We start from the raw sequence: 17,892 nt of genomic DNA on the forward strand, positions 1-17,892 counted from the left end.
ACAGGAGGTATAGAATGTGTGGTCGATTTGCTCAGCATCGCATTGCCTGGGAATACCTTGAACCGATTGGGCTGGAACTGCCACTGCTTGGCGGCGTCGATCCCGAGCCGATCAACCGGTACAACGTGGCGCCGCGGTCAAAGGTGCGGATACTGCACCAGGACCCGGATGGCCTGCGGTGGGATCTTGTGCCCTGGGGCTGGGAACCGTTCTGGGCGAAGGGCAAGCGGCCACCGGCAATCAATGCTCGGGGCGAGACCACTGCCACCGGTAAGTTCTTCAAATCGATATGGGAGACAGGCCGGTGCGTGATTCCGGCGGACGGCTGGTACGAGTGGGTTAAGGATGCGGACGATCCAAAGCAGAAACAGCCCTACTACATCCACCGGCGCGACAAGCAGCCGATGTATTTTGCTGGGATTGGTCAGTTCAGGCGGGACGGCAGCGAGCCGCGCGAGGGTGATGGGTTTGTGATCATCACTGCGGACAGTGACCAGGGGATGGTGGATATACACGACCGGCGGCCGGTGGTGCTGTCACCTGAAACGGCGGCGAACTGGCTGGATCCAGAGCTGCCGGCGGTTGATGCTGAGGAGATTATTCACCAGCACGGGGAGCCGGTGGATGCGTTTGAGTGGTACCCGGTGGGGAGAGAGGTGGGGAATGTGAGGAATGAGGGGAGTCAGTTGATTACTCCTGAAACCTGAGCGGAGTTTATAATCCTAACGTAATCGAGAATGCCCTTCTCTTGGGCGGGACTCTTGCTTTCGCGGAAGGCAGCCCTAAACTCTTGCATACGGCCTTGAGTTATTCGAAGGCTTCCTTTGCTTAAAATAATATTAAAGACCGTAACAAATGTGGCCGGAGGCTGGGTTTTCGCCTGATTGATTGGAAACCTTGACCTTATTGACGCACGGAGGATTTCCTGCATGCAATTTTCTAACAACACAAAATCATCGGAAGAAACAACAATATCATCCATATAAACCGACAGCTTAACTTCTTCCATCTCGCTTATTTCAGCCAAGACTCTTCCCAACTTGCTTTCATATAGACACATAGAAGCTAAATAGGCTGACTGAACAAAGCCGAACGGAAGGCAATAATAGGGTTCACCATTCCGCTGTAAGCGTACAAGACTTCGGCTGGCAGACTCTACTGCTTTGGGATAGCCCATCCGGGCTTTTAGAGTCCTAATGAGCCTGCTTCGGTTGATCGAACCAAAATAATCTTCAATATCCAAACAGCAAAAGTAGGCATGCTCCATATGCGAGTTAATGGCCGCAAGGTGGCCGCCCGGCTGCAAGTGGTAAAAAAACGGGGGAGGCTTCCAAAGCGTTTTTAATCGGGTCAGAAGCGTCTCACCATAGAGCCTTTCGGGCTCCGAAGGTACGAACACCCAGCGGCCCGGCTTGATTTCAAACTTGTAAATCCAGCGCTCCATCGCAAGCCGTTCCAAAGGTAGTTAATAACCGCGCTCAAATGCGAGTAAAACCCGAGCAACTGATCCAATAGCTTGACTATTGAGATCAAAAGCACGACTCGCTTTTGAGCTAGGCTGTAATTGAAAGAATATTTCATATTACATCCCTCCTCTTAATTCTCGGCGTACCTAGCGCTGGGCGCACGGTCTATAACCAAGGGATACCTGGATGACCATTATCGGCAACCCGAGGATACCGGCATACCATCATCACTGAGTGACAGGAGGAGGGAGCGGCTCTCACCGCCTAACGCCGAGAGACCCCATTCTTACCCAAACGTGACGCATTAGGCAAATCATGGCTCTGCGCGATCGCCCACTCCTGCAAATATTCCAGCTTCTCCCGGTCCTCAATCATTGATCGTCTGATATCCCAAACAGCGCGTCCAGCTGCTCCACTGAGTTCGAGGGAGGCTGCATCGCCCACGCTGCCGGTGCCGGCGGTTTCGGACACGATGGCATCGTTACGGGCAACGACGACTTCGATGCGCAGCCGGCGGCGCTCACCGTCAGCAGCAGAATACAGATTCTCAAGGCGGCGGTTTTCGGATAGCGCATCAGATAGCTCCTCGGTGTGCTTGGTGTCTAGCTGGGCCAACTGGCGGGCCTGATCCTGCTGCTCGGCCTGCTGCTGCAGGATGACGGCGGCATTGGCCTCGGCAATTAGGCGCAGCTGATCTACGTGAGCGGTGCGTTGCTCGGCCAGTTGCTTGCCCATTCGCCATCCGTTGCCTGCCCAGCCGCCCGTGAAGCCGACCAGCAGCAGAGAGACAGCCACAAACATCGTTGTCTTGGTTTTAATCACCGCGCACCTCCTCCGCCAGCAGGTCTGCCAGCACTTCGGCCAGCTGCAGTTTCCAGCGCTGATAGATGACCACGTCACTCGGGTTGCTGATAAAGAACAGCTCGACGATGATGCCGCCGCCACTGCTTACGAATGCAAGGCGGGAATGCTGGCCGCTGCCCTCGCCCTTCGCACCGCGGCTGGCGATGCCCAGGGTCTCGCTGATGGCTCGGCAGATCCGCAAACCCAGCTCCATGTTGACCGGCCGGCTCAGCGTCTCCACGCCGGTGGCCGTGGGCGTGTGGAATGCGTTGCAGTGAAACTCCAGCGCTATGTCGTGCTCTGCCGCCATGCGCCAGGCCTTGGATAGAGGCAAGTTCTCACCGGCTTGGCCGTCTTTGCTGAACTCCACGCCCCGGGCACGCAGAGCCTCGGCCAGGTGGTCGCGAAACTCCAGAGCGATATCGGCTTCGGTATAACCGTTGCCCACGGCGCCGGGGTCAGCGGCGGAGTGACCGGCGCTGATGAACAGTGTTTTGGTTTGCATGGGATTTCCTGAATTGCAGGCATAAAAAAACCCGCCGAAGCGAGTTATATGGCTGGTGTCACTGGCGATATCTCAAATTTGTGCCAAGCTTGTATGGCTCTCGCAAGGAGCGCCCTCGAAGGGGTGTTGGCATCGGATGTGCCGCACCCCTTCTTTTGTTTAACGCTGATGCACCCTCTGGGTGGGTCAGTTCCCAGCAGTGCCGGCTTTACCGCCCCATCACAGTAAAATATTGCTCGCCAGGATGAACAACTCATCCTTCCGCTCTTCTGTAAGCCCCAAGGCATCAGCTGTTGCATTCAAGAACGGGCTGTCCCGGCGATAATCCTGGGCATCATGAAGCGCGACTTCCGCCAGTAGCCGCTCTGTCTCGTCTTCGATCGAGGCGATGTAGTCGACAACTTGCTGCCATAGGCCTGCCTGGATCAGAGCGGCTTTGCCCTGAGCTTTGGTAACGGTGTGCGGGACAACAGGCGCGCCGGGCTCGGCGGGCTGCTGCGGCGCCTCCGGTTCATCCGGCATTTCCGGCTCGGGTTGGCGGACCTCGTTCAGCCGCAGATCAATCCAGCGGCCATCCGGGATATCAACCGGGGCGCCGTTGTCATACTGGCCCGTTTGCGGATTCCAGACACGCTCATAGCAACGAATGGTCAGAGTGACGTCTTCGGGCTCATCAAGCACGCCCGCGTCGGTGACCGGAGTGTGATCCTGCTCCCACTCGATGTTGAAGTACTTGTTGCCGTTCTTGTCGTGCGGGGTTTCGATGTACCAGCCGTCATCGAGGCGCAGGCCGTTGATACCGGTGAGTTGATAGTGGCCGGTAGCGACTTTTTCGAGGGTTACAGAACCTGCCTGGTCGTTGGCATCAATGGCATCGGCGAAGAGCTTGATGACGGGCGATGCAGATTTGAGGAACCCGTTGGAATCAACAGTAGTGTTGCGGGTGTGGTAAAGCTCGGCATAGCCTGCCCAGACCGTATTTTTCGTTCTAATCCACGCCGCGACTCTAGTCCTGGAAAATACGATCTGAGCAGAGTACCTCGAATCAGATCTAACGGCTGCATGAATCACCGGGAAGGTACTTTCGGCACCGAGGCCTATTGGCTTGCCAGCCACTGAGCTGATTCCAGAATAAAAGCCGGGGAAAACTAAATCATCCAGCGAGTTATCAACGGATACCTCGCTTGAAGGGAGGCCATAGCCAATCCCAAAGTCCCCAAACTTCAGCAGCTTGTTGGCCGAGTTGTCTAAGTTGCTAGCGGTCACATCCCGCGTCGCCGCCTCTCCCAGCTGCAGCCCTGCCCGCCCCTGAGCCGGCGTCCCCGTCGCCACCGCCTTACCCGACACACTCATCCCCAGCGCAGTCTGTGCCGCATCCTGTGTCGCTGCCGTTGCCCACGGCTGCAGATTCGACAACTGATCCCCAAACTGCAGCCGCAGCGCGTTGAATGCGTCCGACAGATCCTTGTCGTAGCCCAGCACCGGCACGACCCGGAATGCTTTGCCAGCACCTGCCGTTCCAGCGAATGCCGGGGAAAAAGTCAGCTGAGTGTTGCTGGTGACGCCGGTCACCTCATGCAGCGAGGCGCTGCCTTGGATGGCGATGCCGTCCCCTACCCGGACATTGCCGAGAAACTGCGTGCCTGTGCCTGTTGCGTTTGTGCCGTCAGCTGCGACGGTGAGCGTACCTAAGCCATACCAGGGCATGGTGTTTCCTCTTTTGGTGAAATTTGGGCAATAAAAAACCCGCAGGAGCGGGTGGGTGTGGATGGGCTTATGTCGGGATTTAATACTCCGCTATCAGTACGACTGCCTGATGATCTGCGTCCAACTGGAATGTCCCGCCACCCAAGCTGTCACCCCAAAAATAATTGTTGTACACCTCTACTCTTGTGTTACTAACGAAGCGGGCCATGTAGGCATATACCCCGCTCCCTTCTGAATACCTATTAGCCACCAAGGTATTCAGAAGAAAGTAGTACCGCTTACCTGGAGAAGGCTCCGGGAGATCCAGAGTGACTGTCTGTATTGGTGACGCCGGGGCAAGTATGACGCCTGCTATTGATAAGTTTGGTAACCGGGAGTCGTAGACCGGAACTCCACCACTTTGGTTATATGCAAGCAGGCCGTAAGTTCCGACGCCCGCAATGCTCGCAGCCTCCCTCCTGATGGCGACTAAGTAATCGGTAGGGGCAGGGTAAGTACCTTGATCGGCGTCCTCAGACAAGTAAAAGTAATTTCCGGCTGGGTATATCCCTGTAGGATCTGGACTCCCTCCTGGGTAAGTTCTCTGCGTGCCCATCCAGTACCCGATAGGGGGCCTGATAAAGATCAGGTTTGTTCTATCGAGAGGGCCATTGAAATCGTATGAGGGTCCGCCTGACGCCGAAGTGCCTACCTCTGTTACCACATAGTTCCTGTACGTAGAATCAATCTGGATTACGGCCTCTTGGTTTTTTACTGTTATGCCGAACGCCATATCAATACCTGAATATTAGAAAGTTAATATCCCACGGATAGTCCGTTTGAGTATTTCTAAACTCGAACCCTCCCTCCACCACCCGAACTGAATAGTGAATTGCGGTTACTATGACCCCCCAGGCGCCGTCGGCTGTCATGCCGACCACTGGGATGAATTTCCAATTAAAACTGGACGTGGCTTTGATTACCCCAACAAACCGGGTTAGTCGAGTTGTCACGCCCACGTTTACCTGGGCAATCTCATTCCAGACCCTAAGTCCAAAACTCATAAACAATCCTCCGTGCTGGGCCCTGCCGGGTGGAAGTTGCCTTCGAAAGCGTGGCGGATTTCATGCACCAGGCACTTCGGATAAACCGAGCGCCTGATCCATATCTCGCATTCGCCGTCCCGGCAGGACGACAACCCGTACAGGTTGGTTCTCCCGGGTATCCGCTCCACCACCCTGATGTGCACCGTGGCCTCGGTGCGCTGCATGTCATACCGCTTGGGAGTCTCTGCGCAGCCGGCTACCAGTACGGTCGCCACTATCAATCTATGCATCGAGATCTCCCAGTTGAACCCGCAGCACGCCATTGCCGTCGTACACCTTGGTTGCCCGGTTCGTGGTTGTAGTGCGGCCCTGCCCCGGCACCGAGCCGTTCAGCTCGAACTCCCCGGTGACGAAGTTGAGACGGATGCCAGCCATGCCTTGCACATAGTCCGGCGACTGCAGCACCCCGGTGACGATCAGGTTGATGATGTCGGCCTGCTTGATCACGGCGCTATTGATGATGGTCTGGCCGTTTTCCACTACGAACGGCGCAGTGGTCTCTCCGTCGATTGTGTTGAGCAGGGCGAACCGGTTGGCCTCGACGAGGAACTGCGATTGCAGGCCGCCGGGGCCGTTCTCGATGCCAAGGCCAATGCCGGCGTAAACGTATTCGCCGTTCTGGTTGACCTGCATTTTGACGGCCCACATCGCTGAAAGACCGCTATCCAGATCAGCGACTGCCTGGCTTACAGTCTGCACTGCTGCCGTCGCTTCTCCTGCCTCCTGAGCAGCCTGATTGGCGGTGTCCTGTGCGGTGGCGGCAGCGGCGGCTGCATCCGTTGCGGCTTTATCCGTTACCGGCTGCCACGACGAGCCTGCCCAGCGCTTGGGCGTGTTGCCCCCCCCCTGTGGTATCGATCCAGAGGTTCTGGGTTTGCCGATCAGCTACCGCTGGGGTGGCCGACTGGATCAGCACCTTGCCTTTGCCCTCAGCAATCCCTGCTGCGCTGGCCGCATCTTGCGCCGCTTGGTCTGCTGCGCTTTGAGCGGTTTGGGCGGCCTCCGACACCGTGCCGATTTCAGCTTGAACAGTCGATATGTCTTCTGCTCTGGCTGAAGACTCGTTCGCCACGGCCTGCTGCACCTGCTGTACTGCCGCACCGGTGGCAAGCTCTCCGTCACCTGCCGGCATCCGTGCTTCGATTGTTGATGCCCGCTGGCCCAGCGCCTCATCACGGCTGACGCTGGCGGTATCCACCTGGCCGACCGTTGCCGATACGCCTTCAATCTCGGCACGCATGGACACAGATTGCTCGGCCAGCGCCTCAGTTTCCGACGCCCTGACCTGCTGTTCGAGCAGCAGTGCTGCATTGGTATCAGCCAGATCTGCCCGCAGCAGCAGATCCCGTTCTGCGCTGGCCTCGGCCTCGGTTGCAGTTACGCGGCGAGACTCGGCAATCGACGCCTGCGATTGATACCCCCGCAGCGCATCGGCCTTGTCCCCGTCTGCCCGGGCCGGGCGGATGGAAGCGGCAATTCTGCTGGCCTGATCTGCGGTGGCGGTGACTTTACCGTCCAGCAGCTGGACTTCCTGCCCCACAGATTCGATTGCGTCAGCATTGCCGGCTATGCCGCTCTCGGCGTCTTCGACTCGTCCACCCAGGGCGGTAATAGCCTGCCCCTGGCTGGTGATCGTGTTGCCCTGCTCGGTCACCGTGCTGCTCACTGCCTGCAGTGCTGACGAGTCGGCCTTTGAACTCAGCCCATCAAGTGCGCTCTGGGCGGCTTCTGCAGCATCCGTTGCCACTTTGTCGGTTACCGCCACCCAGGCCGAACCATTCCAGCGCTTCGGCGTATTGGCCCCGCCAGTCGTGTCGATCCAGAGATTCTGCGGCAAGCGCTCAGCCGCGGCTGGGGCGCTGCTTTGGAAGAACACCTTGCCCTTGCTACCAGCGAGGTTTGAGGCGTCCTGCGCTGCTTGCTGTGCGGCATTGGCCGTCTGCTCTACCGTGCCCAGCGAAGTAGACAGGTTCACAATGTCCTGAGCGGATGAGGTGACTCGTCCATCGACTTCCTCTACCTCGGCACGCAACGCAGCCAGTGCTTCAGACGTCGCCACGCCTTCCAGCTCGGCCTGCATAGCCTGGATGTCCTGGGCCAACGCACCGTACTGATCAATCCGGACCTGAATCTCCTGCTGCAGGCCGGCAGTCGTGGTGCCCAGCTCAACCGCCAGCTGATCAAGCCGTCCAGCCGTGGCCTCCGACTCGCTGGCAAACGCCTGCTCAAGGGTGCTGAGCTGCGCGCTGGTATCGCCGATCTGCGCATCGATCAGCAGCAGACGTTCGGCCAGGGCTTCCTTGTCGCTCGCCTCCACCCGGTCCCGCTGGGTGATGGACGCCTGGGTCTCCCAGCCCCGTAGCGCATCCGCCTTGTCACCATCAGCGCGCTGCCCGCGAGTAGATGCCACCAGCGTATTGAGGGTTTCTGCATAGGCCCGCTGCGCTCCGGTGATCTCATCGACCTGCACCTGCATGTCGGTGACCTGGATGGCAAGCGCGGCCACAGCCTCGCCAATGGAGGCGTAGTCTCCGACCTTCCGCCAGTAGGCCTCATTGGTAACCGGTGTGCCCGCCGGCACATCTTGCTCGGCGCGGTATAGGGATTCACCAGAGCGCACCAGCGTGCCCTGCAGGTAGACCTGCTCTGGGCTCCATTCCTCTGTGCCGACGAGATCCGCCAACTGAGTTTCCAGTAGGCCTATCTGATCGTTGAGACTGGCCACGCTGGTTTGCAGACCTGTATCCAGGTCGCTCACCTGGTCGTTCAGGTCCGACACCGCATTGTTCAGGTTCGCTATATCGCCGGCCAGGTTGCCAAACTCGCCGGAAACCTCGTCGATGCGCTCATTAACGGACCCGGGACCGTCGCCGGAGATCTTGCCGACTTCCTCTTTGAGGTGCTGGCCGAGTTGGGATTCGGTAATCTGGTCCGCCAGGTAATCAAGAATCTCGCCGGCGTCAGCGCTCGACTGCCCCATGACCCAGCCAGACCATGGACCGATGTTGCCGGTGCGGTCTACCAGCCTGGCCTGGAAATAGAACACCCGGGCAGCAGCAAGGCCTGCCATGGTGTGATTGTCCAGCGGGTAGGCGTAGTCGCCCAGGTGCTGCGCGCTCTGCTCCGACGGCTGAGTGCTGTACCGGATTTCGGTGCGCAAAGCGTCCTCGGCGCCTGCCGGGAACCCCCAGCTCAGCTCAATGCCGAAGACGATCGAGCTGGCATCCAGAAAGGCTACTGCCGGCGGCTCACCGGTTTTACCCTCCAGCAGAATCGCCTCGCTGTAACCCCATAGGCTGGGCACGTCCAGGCTGTTGATGGCGCGCACGCGCACCTGATAGGTGCCAGCATAGATGCCACGGACCTCGATTTCGTTAGTGCCAACGCGGCCGGCAAAAACCCAGTCCCCGTCATCTTTGCGCCACTCCACGTCGTACCGGGTAGCGCCCTCGGCGGCATCCCACATGATCGTCATGGTAGTGACGGCCATGGTTTGCTCGATCATCCAGTCGCTTATGGCCCGGATGTTTTCGGGCGCCGACTGTACTGCCGCCGGAATGCTGGTGATCGGTCGCTGACTGATAATGGCGCCGCTGTCTACGGCCTGGTGCTTCTCGGCAACATACTTGCTGGCGGTGATGGCGTATTCCAGCGGGCCTGCCTCGCCGATGTTGATAATCCGAAACCGCTGGGTGGCCAGCGTGTCAGATTCCCAGGCCCAGACGCTCTGGGCCACAGGGGCCGCATCAAATGCCGGGGAAACAGTAATTTGATTCCCGTCTACCGACTCAATGGTGCGGTTCTGCGCGTTACCGTTCGGCAGGATGCAGGTCAATTCATCCCCGGCGAGCGCGCCGTCAATGCTGTCGACGGTGACGGTGTCGCGGGTCGCAGTGGAGATCCGGCCGCCAATGCGTCTGCCGGCCCTGGCATTGTCTGCCACTCGGATAATTTGCCCAGGGCGGCCGCGCACGCCATCAAGACCAACCGAGAAGCTAACTATCTCCGACTCAAGCAGGTTCGTCAGGAGGGCCCACTCTCCCGCCCGCAACGCCTGCCCCTCAGAAGTGCAGCCGATCGAGGTGATCTCTACCTTTTGCAAGCCAAAGCGCGCCACAGCGGCATCATCCTGGACGTACGCCACCTTCTGGCGGTACATGTCGGTCGGATCGTTCCAGGTCACCAGCGCGGCGCTGTACCGCGTCGAGCGCTTGCTGCCTTTGTACGAGAACTTGCCTGCAATGACGTTGCCGTTGGTGTAGGTGAATACCGGATCGGCAGGCATATCGGCGGAAACAACAGCCTGGCCGGCACCCCAGTAGGTTATGCCGCGGAATATGGCCGCAATGTCCTGCAGCGCCTTGTAGGCGTCGGCCTGTTTCTGCAGGTACAGGTTGCAGGTAAAACGAGGCTCCATGCCGCCGCGGCCATCGGGCACTAACTGGTCGCAGTATTGGCCGATCTGATAGAGGCCCCACTTGTCCACTTGGTCGGCATGGATACGCTCACCCAGGCCGTACCGCTGGTGAAGCAGCAGGTCGTAGTAGACCCATGCCGGATTATTGCTGTAGGCCGGCTTAAAAGTGCCGTCCCATACGCCGGTATACAGACGGGTCGTCGGATCGTAGTTGCTGGGCACGCGAATGATGCGGCCGCGCATGTGGTAGCCACGCTTCGGCACCGACCCGCCGAAAGTTTCAGCATCGAACTCCAGGGCCATCAACGCGGAATTTGGATAGCGGAACTTGGCGTCAATGATCTCGGTGATCGAGGTGATGGTGGTGGTATCAGCGATCGCAGATGATTCGCTATTGGCCGTCAGCCGGCGAACGCGCAACCGCCACCCGCCTGCCGGACGGCCGGGCAGGTCAATACGGATAGAGCGCTCGTATCCGCCAGCCGTCTTGCCGTTGAACGCGCCAACAAGCACTTCCTGGAACGCCCCGGTGCCTTCCGCCACATCAATGGCGTAATCAATGCGATAGCCATTGGTATCGCCATTGGAGGTGTTCTGCTGAGCCAATCGCGGCACGGCGATATTGATACGCACCGCCGACAGGTCAAGGCTGGTAACACTCCGGACCCACGGGGCATCCGAGCGCAGCTCGGTCGAGATGCCAATATTGTTCTCGACCTGCGCGAACCCGGGAATATGGCTCTGATTCTGAGTGCCGGGGCGGAACTCCCATTTCAGGCTTGGGAATGTCGGTGCACCACCGGAGGCGCCGGGTGTCTCGTCCAGAAAGATGGACGCCTCGCCATCGACCAGGCCTTCGATCTCGCCCTCGGAAACAAGGTCGACGATGCGCGCATAGGCAATGCTGACAAGGCTGTCCGGGGCCTCGCGGGGCGGACGCTGCTTCTTGCTGCCGCCCTTGGCGCCCTGAATAACATCTGTCATGCCCTGTCCTCAGCGTAAACGCCGCCTGAAATAACGGCCGAACCAATGATCATTTCCCCGTAGAGCAGCGGCACAGGATTGCCCTGGGCCTCGGTATTCACCGCCCCATTGAATGAGTAGCTGGGTCTGTTTTCTGGGGAATCTTGCGAACCCATGCCCTGCGGCTGGGGCGACAGCATCATCATTGCGCCAGCAGCAGCCATACCTACGCCGCCGGCGATCATGCCCATCCCTATTGCAGTGGTAGCGCCAAAGGTGAAGAACCCAGCAGCGACCATTGCCACGCCCAGGACCACGCCGAACACGCCGCCGGACTTGGCGCCGGCAGGAATGTGGGCGATACGGATATCTTCCGAGCCGGCCGGGTGGCGCAATTGCTCTGGGTCCAGGTTGTCCTTGCCATAGAACACCGCGTACGTGCCGGGGGCGTTGACGAGGTGTTGCTCGAAGCCGGGCAGCAGTACGCCCAGGGCCCGCACGGCCTCTGCAGCGCTGGACACAGCCAGCCGGTGAACCCGTCCGAACTTCGCGCCTAGCTTGCCGTAAAGCCTAATTGTCCTGAGTTTCATGGCGCCAAATGCTCACTGTCTTTTCCAGCCAATAGCCGCCATACGGGTCGCGCCTGGAGTCGCGCCCGTACAGGTGGTGGAGGATTGATTGGGGAGCCGGGTAGTGCTCTGGCTCCGACTGTAGGGTTCCGTCTTCGAGGTAGATGCCGGCGTGGTTCGGTACAGGTGACCGGATCTGCATCAGGATCACGTCGCCCTGCCTGGGTTCGGAAACCTGCCGAAACCCGGCCTTGGGCAGAAGCTCCCGGTAGTAATCCTTGCCGGCGTCCCACCACCCGTCCTCGCGGTCGTAGGTGCCCAGGTCGATTCCCAGCTCTCGCCGGTAGTAATCCAGAATGATGGCCAGGCAGTCGTGGACGCCATGGATGAACTCGCGCCCAATCAGCAGCGCATCGGCGCCCATTGGCGAGATCCACGCTGGCTCATCGGCCACCCCTACCGTTACCGGGATGATTGCCCACGGCAGGCCTGATTCCTCACAGCCCAGCCGATCCGCCTCGCTGGCCATGGCTGGATAATCAGGGTGGCTATGCACCACCGCCTGGATCTCGCCTTGACGCATAGCCGCCTTGTAATCGGCAGGGTCAATGACGAAGTGCTGGCCTGGCGTGCCCGCGATGTTCCGGCAGGGTCGGTATTTGCCGGCCACCAGCAGACCGCAGCATTCGCGGGGATATTCCTTTTCCGCGTGCCGCAGCGCTTCTACGGGTAATTTCATGATTCGCGCCCACGAAAAAGGCCGCACATGGCGGCCTTGAGATGGATGGTTTGGCTATCGGGTCAGAGCAGCAGCAGGAAATCCACCGTACGGTAGTTCCCCGTGCTCACCGAACCGAAGCTTGCAGCTTTGCAACCGCTTGCCGCATCGATCGCGCCCGGGGTCTGCGGTGGGGCTGTCGAGTTCATCCGCAACCGGCGAGCCGTTGTAGCCGCACTCCGGCCCCCGGTACCGCCATGAGCAGTGGTTTGCAATGATCTGGCGGCGAGGCAGCTGCACACCTTGAAAGTCCAGCGCGCTGGCCAGCTCGAACTCGATAACCTCGGAGGTCTCACCGACCTTCTGCTCGATGTACCAGGTGTCAGGGGAGAACTCCTCGTCAGGGTCGGCTGTGGGCTGACCATCCAGGTATTTGGACAGCGTCCGCTTACGGGTGAGCTTGGCGCCCACCAGGTCATCGAACTGCAGGCACAGCGCCGTAATAAACCCGCCCACATTACCCATGGATAGCCGCGGCGATGGCAGCGCGCTCCCGCTCATCTCAAAGCCGCTCGCTTCAAGCGGCCAGGGGTCATAGCTACGCATCTGGAACACGATCGGACCAGCGTCGTGGTTGTGGAACAGATAGGTGCCCGCCCCGATCGCCTCGGCGTCCAGGATGTACAGGGTTACGATGTCGCCCGGCTCAAGCGTTTGAACGTCTGCTGAAAGGGTCATGGGTGAAATACCTCCCGGAACGTCGCCATCAGCTTGAAATTGCCCGCACCCTCCGGGTCAAGGCTGTAGCCGCCTCGACACTTGAACAGCTTGGTCTTACCCAGCGGGGTCTCCCACTGAAAGGCCTTAGAGCCGCCATGCCTGTCCAAGAACTCCGACATTTCCTTTACCGGCATGCCGCTGCCGTCCGTCCAGTGTCCTGCAGCAGACACCTGCCATGCTTCCCTGCGGATATTGATGCCGTCCCCGGCATCCTGCGTATACCCGTCCCCGAACCCTGCGCTGAGTGTGCTGAACGAGGCGTCCGCTCTCGTAGCGTTATCGACCGGAAAGTCGAACTCTTCCATTAGCGGCCACCTCCATACATTCGCCAGAGCATGCCGCCCGGACGAGATTCTTTTTCGATCATTGACATGAAGGTCGCCCGCATCGCGCCAGCAGCCATCTCGCCTTGCGCGCGCGACTCCTCTTGCGACATGCCTGCCTGCGACTCGACCACGACTTGAGCGGTGAAGCTGATATCCGGCTTGCCTCCACCACCGCCAGCCTTCTGCTTGGTATGGTCGATGATGGTTTCTCTCGGGTGGACCATCGCCATGAAGCCGCCCTTGCCATCAAGGCCGCCCACGCGCGGACCGTTGCCGGTATATCCGCCGCCGTCGAAGCTCATTGATGTGCTGGCGATAGTTGAGACGATCCCAGCAGTAGATGCGGCGACCGTAGCCATGGCTCCCAGGTTCGCGGGGAAAGGGAGCGACATTGAGGCGGATGCTATGGCGCCCTGAATTGCCACAATGGACCGGGCAATCGCTGCGGCCTTCTCAACTGCAAACATGGCCTTGTAAACACCAGACTGCTCGCCTGCGAAAGTACCCGCCATGCTCGTAAGGGTGCCAAACAGCTCTTGGGCTGAAGACAAGGCCACCTGCCGCCGAGCGGAGTCAATGTTGTCGAGCTGGGCGTTGTGCTGCTCATGGATATTTCGTACCCGCTCGGCGTAGGCCTCCTCATTGATTTCCTTCAGTTCCAGGAAGCCGCGCTGCTTCTCCAGCTCCGACGCCCTCCACGCTTCCAGCGCTGCAGCCTGCTCGCCCAGCTTCACAAGCTCGCCGGTAGCGCCGCCATACATGGCGTCTGCCCCCTGACTCTGTGGGGCCTGGCTTACTCCCTCCACGGTGCCCGGCGCCTGGTCGGCATTCATCTGGATCTCGCGGATGGCTCTCAGGTTCTTAAGTCGCTGAGCGGCCTCAATGTTTCCGGCTTTCTCGTACTGCAGGACTTTCTCGGCATACTCCAGCTCAAACTGAGCGTCATTGGCCGCCCGCAGCTGCCCCGTCTCGCGCAACAGCTGAATGCGCAGTTGCTCCTGCTCGGTCAGGTCACGCTTTGCGTCCAGCTCTGCGGCCAAGCCTTCCAGGTACTGGATCTGATCCCCGGCAATTCCTTGCAGAGAGCCCTTGGTGATTTCGTAATTGATCCGGGCGGCTTCACTGTTCTGGCCGTAGAGCGCGACTTGGCGAGCAAGCGCTGCGCTGGCCGAATCATATGAGCTGGCAAGCTTCTTTGCCTCTCTGTCCGCTTCCGCGGTAGCGGCTGCAACCAATCCGAGCGGCCTTACCCCTTCCCGGAACCCGCCAAGCTTTTCAAGCACTGAGTCGAGTTCGTCGTTCAGAGCCGCAACACCCTCCTCGCCCTTCATCTCCTGAAGGGTGCCGCTCAGCCCTTTGATCATGAGCTGCAAGGATTTTGCCTGCGCTTCGATCTGGCCGCGATCAAGCCCGCGGATAGAGAGCAGCCAGTCGGGCGACATGAGATCAGCGGTCAGGTTATTCAGCTCTACCTGGAGAGAAAGAACCTCCTCTTCCATCCGCTGGACTTCTGTCAAATGCCTTATACCGGCCAGTCCGTCGGTCAGCGCGTCAAAGAACCCATATGTTGCCGTAGCAGCCTGAATTAGCCATGAGGTGAGCGTTACCAGCCCGGACGCTATGTTGGCTATGCCCTGGATTGTATCGGGGTCTTGCAGGAGCTCTGCAAGCGACTCAATGGAGGTGATAAGCCCGCCCGAGGCTCCCGTGGACTCGTTCACCTGCCCGATCAGGACGTTAAAGCTATTCTGCAGCGTGACCACTGCGTCGCCCACCGATGTCTCCATGGAGTCGGCCAGCAGGCCATTAGTTTCAGCAGTGCGGCGCAGCGATTCATTCAGGGCATCCAGGCTCAGCTTGCCTGTAATGCCAAGCTGACGAATTTCCTGTGTCGTTTTTCCTGTCGCGTCGGCAATACCATCCACAATGGTTGGCATGGCCGCCAGCAAGGTCTGCCACGTCTCCGAGTCAATGCGGCCCGTCTGGATCGCTTTTGAATAGGCGTTAATCGAGGATGCCGCCCTGTCCGCGGACGCCGCGTTGGTCACAAGCAGATAGCTGAAGCTGTCTGTAATATCCAACGTCGCTTCAGTGTCGTGCCCCAGAGACTTGAGCGCGTCAGCGGTCCTGATGTACAGCTCTTGTGCTTCAGTCAATGGCCGGTAGGTGCGCTGCGCTGTCTGAATCAGCCGCTCCTGCACCATTACGTACTCTTCAGATGAGGCTGTGGCCATGCGCATCCGGGCAGCCATCTGGCCATATTCGTCTGAAGCGCGGATCACTGCGCGAACACTCAAGAATGCAGCGAGGGGTGCGGCCAGCCGCGCGATAGTGCGTCCCAGTGATCCGGCCTGCGAGTCTACGGCTTTGGCCGTACTGCCAAGCTTCTTTAGCGCCCCATCAGCCTTGGGCACCTGTGTGCTATCGACCGAAACAACTAGTCGTGCATATTCGGTCATGGCCGGACTCCAAAGTGTAGGCGGTGATTCTCAGCTATGCGCTCTATCGCCCTGCGCAACCTGGGGTTGCTTATCAGCAGCTCGACTTTGTCCGAGTCTCGGATCATGGGTAGCGACCAATCGGCAATCAACGAGACAGCTAGCTCGGCTCGACGCAACCTGAGCTGGTGTTTGCGCTCCTGCGGGTCGCCATGGATAGCTTTGCCGTCTTGCGCTGCCCGCAGCAGCACCGCCCTGCTGGCCTGCTTAAACTCGTCGGAGATCACGGAGCGGACACGCATCCACTCCTTGTTACCGCTCGGGTCCTCCAGGTCGACATGCACGCCATCGCTCGCACGGGTCTTCGTGTAAAAGTCTTGGGGCTGCATGGCTTTCCTTTGGGCAATAAAAAACCGCCCGGAGGCGGTTTGTATGTCTGGATGAGACCTAATGGAGAGCCAAATTCTCGGCGCGCCATTTATTGTCGTTTTTCTGATACACCATGGTCACACTGAAGGTAGTCCGGATCATGGCGCCGAACGAATTCTGCGAATCAACTGAGCCGACAATTGAATGCCTGCAGTCGCCCAAATAGCTGTAGGCGTCAGGCTTGTATGGAAAATCAGCTGTCGAAGGTGCTTTTAGCTGCCTCTTCACGAAATTGTTTGACATCACCCAGGCGTAGCCTTGATCTGAGCACATTTTATCGGCACGACTTACCTTGGGCGCCTTATCGTCAGAGCATGACTGCAAAGCCCCGATTACCAGCATGATTACCAAAATTATTCCTATTATGCGCATACCCTGCCCTCCCTATAAGAAGGCTTGAGCATACCAAAGCGCCAGCACCAAGGCCCAGCTTCTGCTGGGTTGATGGGTATCCCGGCGTGACGCAGCCTACGCGGGCGGAATACTCCCGGCGCACTCAGAACAGGGTGCGGCGCTTGGCTGCATGCAAAGCCAGTTTAATCTGCTGTGCGTCAGTGGTAGCTTTGGGCCCCTTTTGCAAGGAAATCCGATGCTGCTGAGCATTACCCTGCCATCTCACCGAGATACCACAATAATGGCTGACACTCTTAGTCTTTTCTTCGACTCCTTCACCACCCTTTCCGCGCTGGCTGCGGCGGCCTCAGCGACCCTTGCCTGGTGCTCCATCACGCAGCAGCGCAAAGAACATCAACAATCTGCTGCGCGCCGAGAAAATGAACGCCTACTTGAGCATGCCACCACCTCTCTAGAGAGAGCCTTTTCCGCCCTTATGAGTGGCGACCTTTCTCAGCCATCCCCGCCAAGGGATAGGCTTGCCTGGCTTACTGCTGCCCGACTGGTAGAAGAGTTCAAGGAAACAAAAGCTAGAATAAACGACCCTCTTCTCAAAAGAGAGCTGGAGAGCCATGAGGAGCACTGGCGCAGACAGTTCTATTTGAAGCTTGAGCCTCTCGCAATGGCGAATGTTGCATACTTCAAGCCTGTCGATCCTCGTGATGATGAGGCGATCCTCCTAGCCTCAGCGGTGGTTTTGCATGCTTTTGCCGACTGGCCAGAAGGTAGAGACGACCCCCTCGACGCGTTGGGAAGCGCGAAGGAAGCCAGGGATCGATTAAAGCCTTCAAAGAAATGGTTGTCTCTTGGCTTAGCAATCGACAAGTGAATTACGTCGCCACGGATACCAAAGCCCAGAAAGCAAAACCCAGCCGGGGCTGGGTTCTGAGCTGGATCCACTGGGATCAGCGGCCTATTTGGGCAAGGGCTTCATGATCTGCTTCAAATAACTAAGAATAACCCCGCCAAAAGCGCTGCTAAATAGCATCTTGTCAATTTCCTGAACATTCTCAGGTGAAAGCCACCGCCAACAGAGCGGCGACCCCATATGCCAAAGCCTGATCAGTACGAGCATCCCGAGCGCTATCGCTCCGCCGCGCAGAGCCCAAACAACAATTTTATGCACCTCTTTTTGGACGGCCTTCTTTCCGTCCTCCAAGATATCCTCCTCTTTCTCGGCTTGGCGTATGGCCTTAGAAGAAATGGGAGAAATGCCAGCTCCAATGGCAGAAAAGTCTTTAGGCTCAGGCATG

At 58.7% G+C, this 17,892-nt stretch carries 18 protein-coding genes; 2 read left to right on the top strand and 16 right to left on the bottom strand.

What is annotated here, in order from left to right; all coding sequences use genetic code 11:
* Window positions 1-14 precede the first annotated feature (14 nt).
* Window positions 15-707 carry an SOS response-associated peptidase family protein gene (locus QAO71_RS10320; RefSeq protein ID WP_280164323.1) on the top strand — a complete coding sequence of 231 codons (693 nt, stop codon included), beginning with the start codon at window positions 15-17 and terminating at the stop codon, window positions 705-707.
* Here the strand turns inward: QAO71_RS10320 and QAO71_RS10325 are convergent.
* The 15 genes from QAO71_RS10325 to QAO71_RS10395 form a co-directional block, all read right to left on the bottom strand.
* A complete protein-coding gene (locus QAO71_RS10325) occupies window positions 683-1,444 on the bottom strand; it encodes a reverse transcriptase domain-containing protein (RefSeq protein WP_280164324.1) in 762 nt (253 codons plus the stop codon). The genes QAO71_RS10320 and QAO71_RS10325 overlap by 25 nt on opposite strands.
* 286 nt (window positions 1,445-1,730) lie before the next feature.
* The gene (locus QAO71_RS10330) at window positions 1,731-2,288 is read right to left on the bottom strand and encodes a lysis system i-spanin subunit Rz (protein ID WP_280164325.1); all 558 of its coding nucleotides are present in this window, start codon (window positions 2,286-2,288) and stop codon (window positions 1,731-1,733) included.
* Window positions 2,281-2,814, bottom strand: a complete 534-nt coding sequence (locus QAO71_RS10335) for an N-acetylmuramoyl-L-alanine amidase (RefSeq protein WP_280164326.1) — start codon at window positions 2,812-2,814, stop codon at window positions 2,281-2,283. The genes QAO71_RS10330 and QAO71_RS10335 overlap by 8 nt, the downstream gene beginning before the upstream one ends.
* A 219-nt stretch (window positions 2,815-3,033) precedes the next feature.
* Entirely contained in the window at window positions 3,034-4,521 is a 1,488-nt protein-coding gene (locus QAO71_RS10340; protein ID WP_280164327.1) for a hypothetical protein, read from the bottom strand.
* Window positions 4,522-4,600: 79 nt separating this feature from the next.
* Entirely contained in the window at window positions 4,601-5,293 is a 693-nt protein-coding gene (locus tag QAO71_RS10345) for a hypothetical protein (RefSeq protein WP_280164328.1), read from the bottom strand.
* Window positions 5,294-5,560: 267 nt separating this feature from the next.
* A complete protein-coding gene (locus tag QAO71_RS10350; RefSeq protein ID WP_280164329.1) occupies window positions 5,561-5,836 on the bottom strand; it encodes a hypothetical protein in 276 nt (91 codons plus the stop codon).
* Entirely contained in the window at window positions 5,829-6,305 is a 477-nt protein-coding gene (locus QAO71_RS10355; protein ID WP_280164330.1) for a DUF1983 domain-containing protein, read from the bottom strand. The genes QAO71_RS10350 and QAO71_RS10355 overlap by 8 nt, the downstream gene beginning before the upstream one ends.
* A gap of 88 nt (window positions 6,306-6,393) precedes the next feature.
* Complete coding sequence (locus tag QAO71_RS10360; protein ID WP_280164331.1) at window positions 6,394-11,007, bottom strand: phage tail protein; 4,614 nt, start codon at window positions 11,005-11,007, stop codon at window positions 6,394-6,396.
* Window positions 11,004-11,576, bottom strand: a complete 573-nt coding sequence (locus tag QAO71_RS10365) for a tail assembly protein (protein WP_280164332.1) — start codon at window positions 11,574-11,576, stop codon at window positions 11,004-11,006. Before QAO71_RS10365 ends, QAO71_RS10360 begins: the two co-directional genes overlap by 4 nt.
* Window positions 11,557-12,294, bottom strand: coding sequence for a C40 family peptidase (locus tag QAO71_RS10370; protein WP_280164333.1), 738 nt, complete (start codon window positions 12,292-12,294; stop codon window positions 11,557-11,559). The genes QAO71_RS10365 and QAO71_RS10370 overlap by 20 nt, the downstream gene beginning before the upstream one ends.
* A gap of 54 nt (window positions 12,295-12,348) precedes the next feature.
* Window positions 12,349-13,011 (bottom strand): phage minor tail protein L, encoded by a 663-nt coding sequence (locus tag QAO71_RS10375; RefSeq protein WP_280164334.1) that lies wholly within the window; start codon window positions 13,009-13,011, stop codon window positions 12,349-12,351.
* Complete coding sequence (locus QAO71_RS10380; protein ID WP_280164335.1) at window positions 13,008-13,358, bottom strand: phage tail protein; 351 nt, start codon at window positions 13,356-13,358, stop codon at window positions 13,008-13,010. Before QAO71_RS10380 ends, QAO71_RS10375 begins: the two co-directional genes overlap by 4 nt.
* Window positions 13,358-15,838: a tape measure protein gene (locus QAO71_RS10385; protein ID WP_280164336.1), complete on the bottom strand. Its 2,481-nt coding sequence runs from the start codon at window positions 15,836-15,838 to the stop codon at window positions 13,358-13,360. The genes QAO71_RS10380 and QAO71_RS10385 overlap by 1 nt, the downstream gene beginning before the upstream one ends.
* Window positions 15,835-16,206, bottom strand: coding sequence for a hypothetical protein (locus tag QAO71_RS10390; RefSeq protein WP_280164337.1), 372 nt, complete (start codon window positions 16,204-16,206; stop codon window positions 15,835-15,837). Before QAO71_RS10390 ends, QAO71_RS10385 begins: the two co-directional genes overlap by 4 nt.
* A gap of 58 nt (window positions 16,207-16,264) precedes the next feature.
* A complete protein-coding gene (locus tag QAO71_RS10395) occupies window positions 16,265-16,618 on the bottom strand; it encodes a hypothetical protein (protein WP_280164338.1) in 354 nt (117 codons plus the stop codon).
* 217 nt (window positions 16,619-16,835) lie between these two features.
* Between QAO71_RS10395 and QAO71_RS10400 the strand changes: the two genes are divergently transcribed.
* Window positions 16,836-17,468, top strand: coding sequence for a hypothetical protein (locus QAO71_RS10400; RefSeq protein ID WP_280164339.1), 633 nt, complete (start codon window positions 16,836-16,838; stop codon window positions 17,466-17,468).
* Between the two features lie 84 nt (window positions 17,469-17,552).
* On the opposite strand, the gene QAO71_RS10405 is transcribed toward QAO71_RS10400, so the two are convergent.
* The gene (locus QAO71_RS10405; protein ID WP_280164340.1) at window positions 17,553-17,891 is read right to left on the bottom strand and encodes a hypothetical protein; all 339 of its coding nucleotides are present in this window, start codon (window positions 17,889-17,891) and stop codon (window positions 17,553-17,555) included.
* Window position 17,892: the final 1 nt, after the last annotated feature.

The organism is Halopseudomonas sp. SMJS2 (genome assembly GCF_029866945.1).
GTDB classification, from domain to species: domain Bacteria; phylum Pseudomonadota; class Gammaproteobacteria; order Pseudomonadales; family Pseudomonadaceae; genus Halopseudomonas; species Halopseudomonas bauzanensis.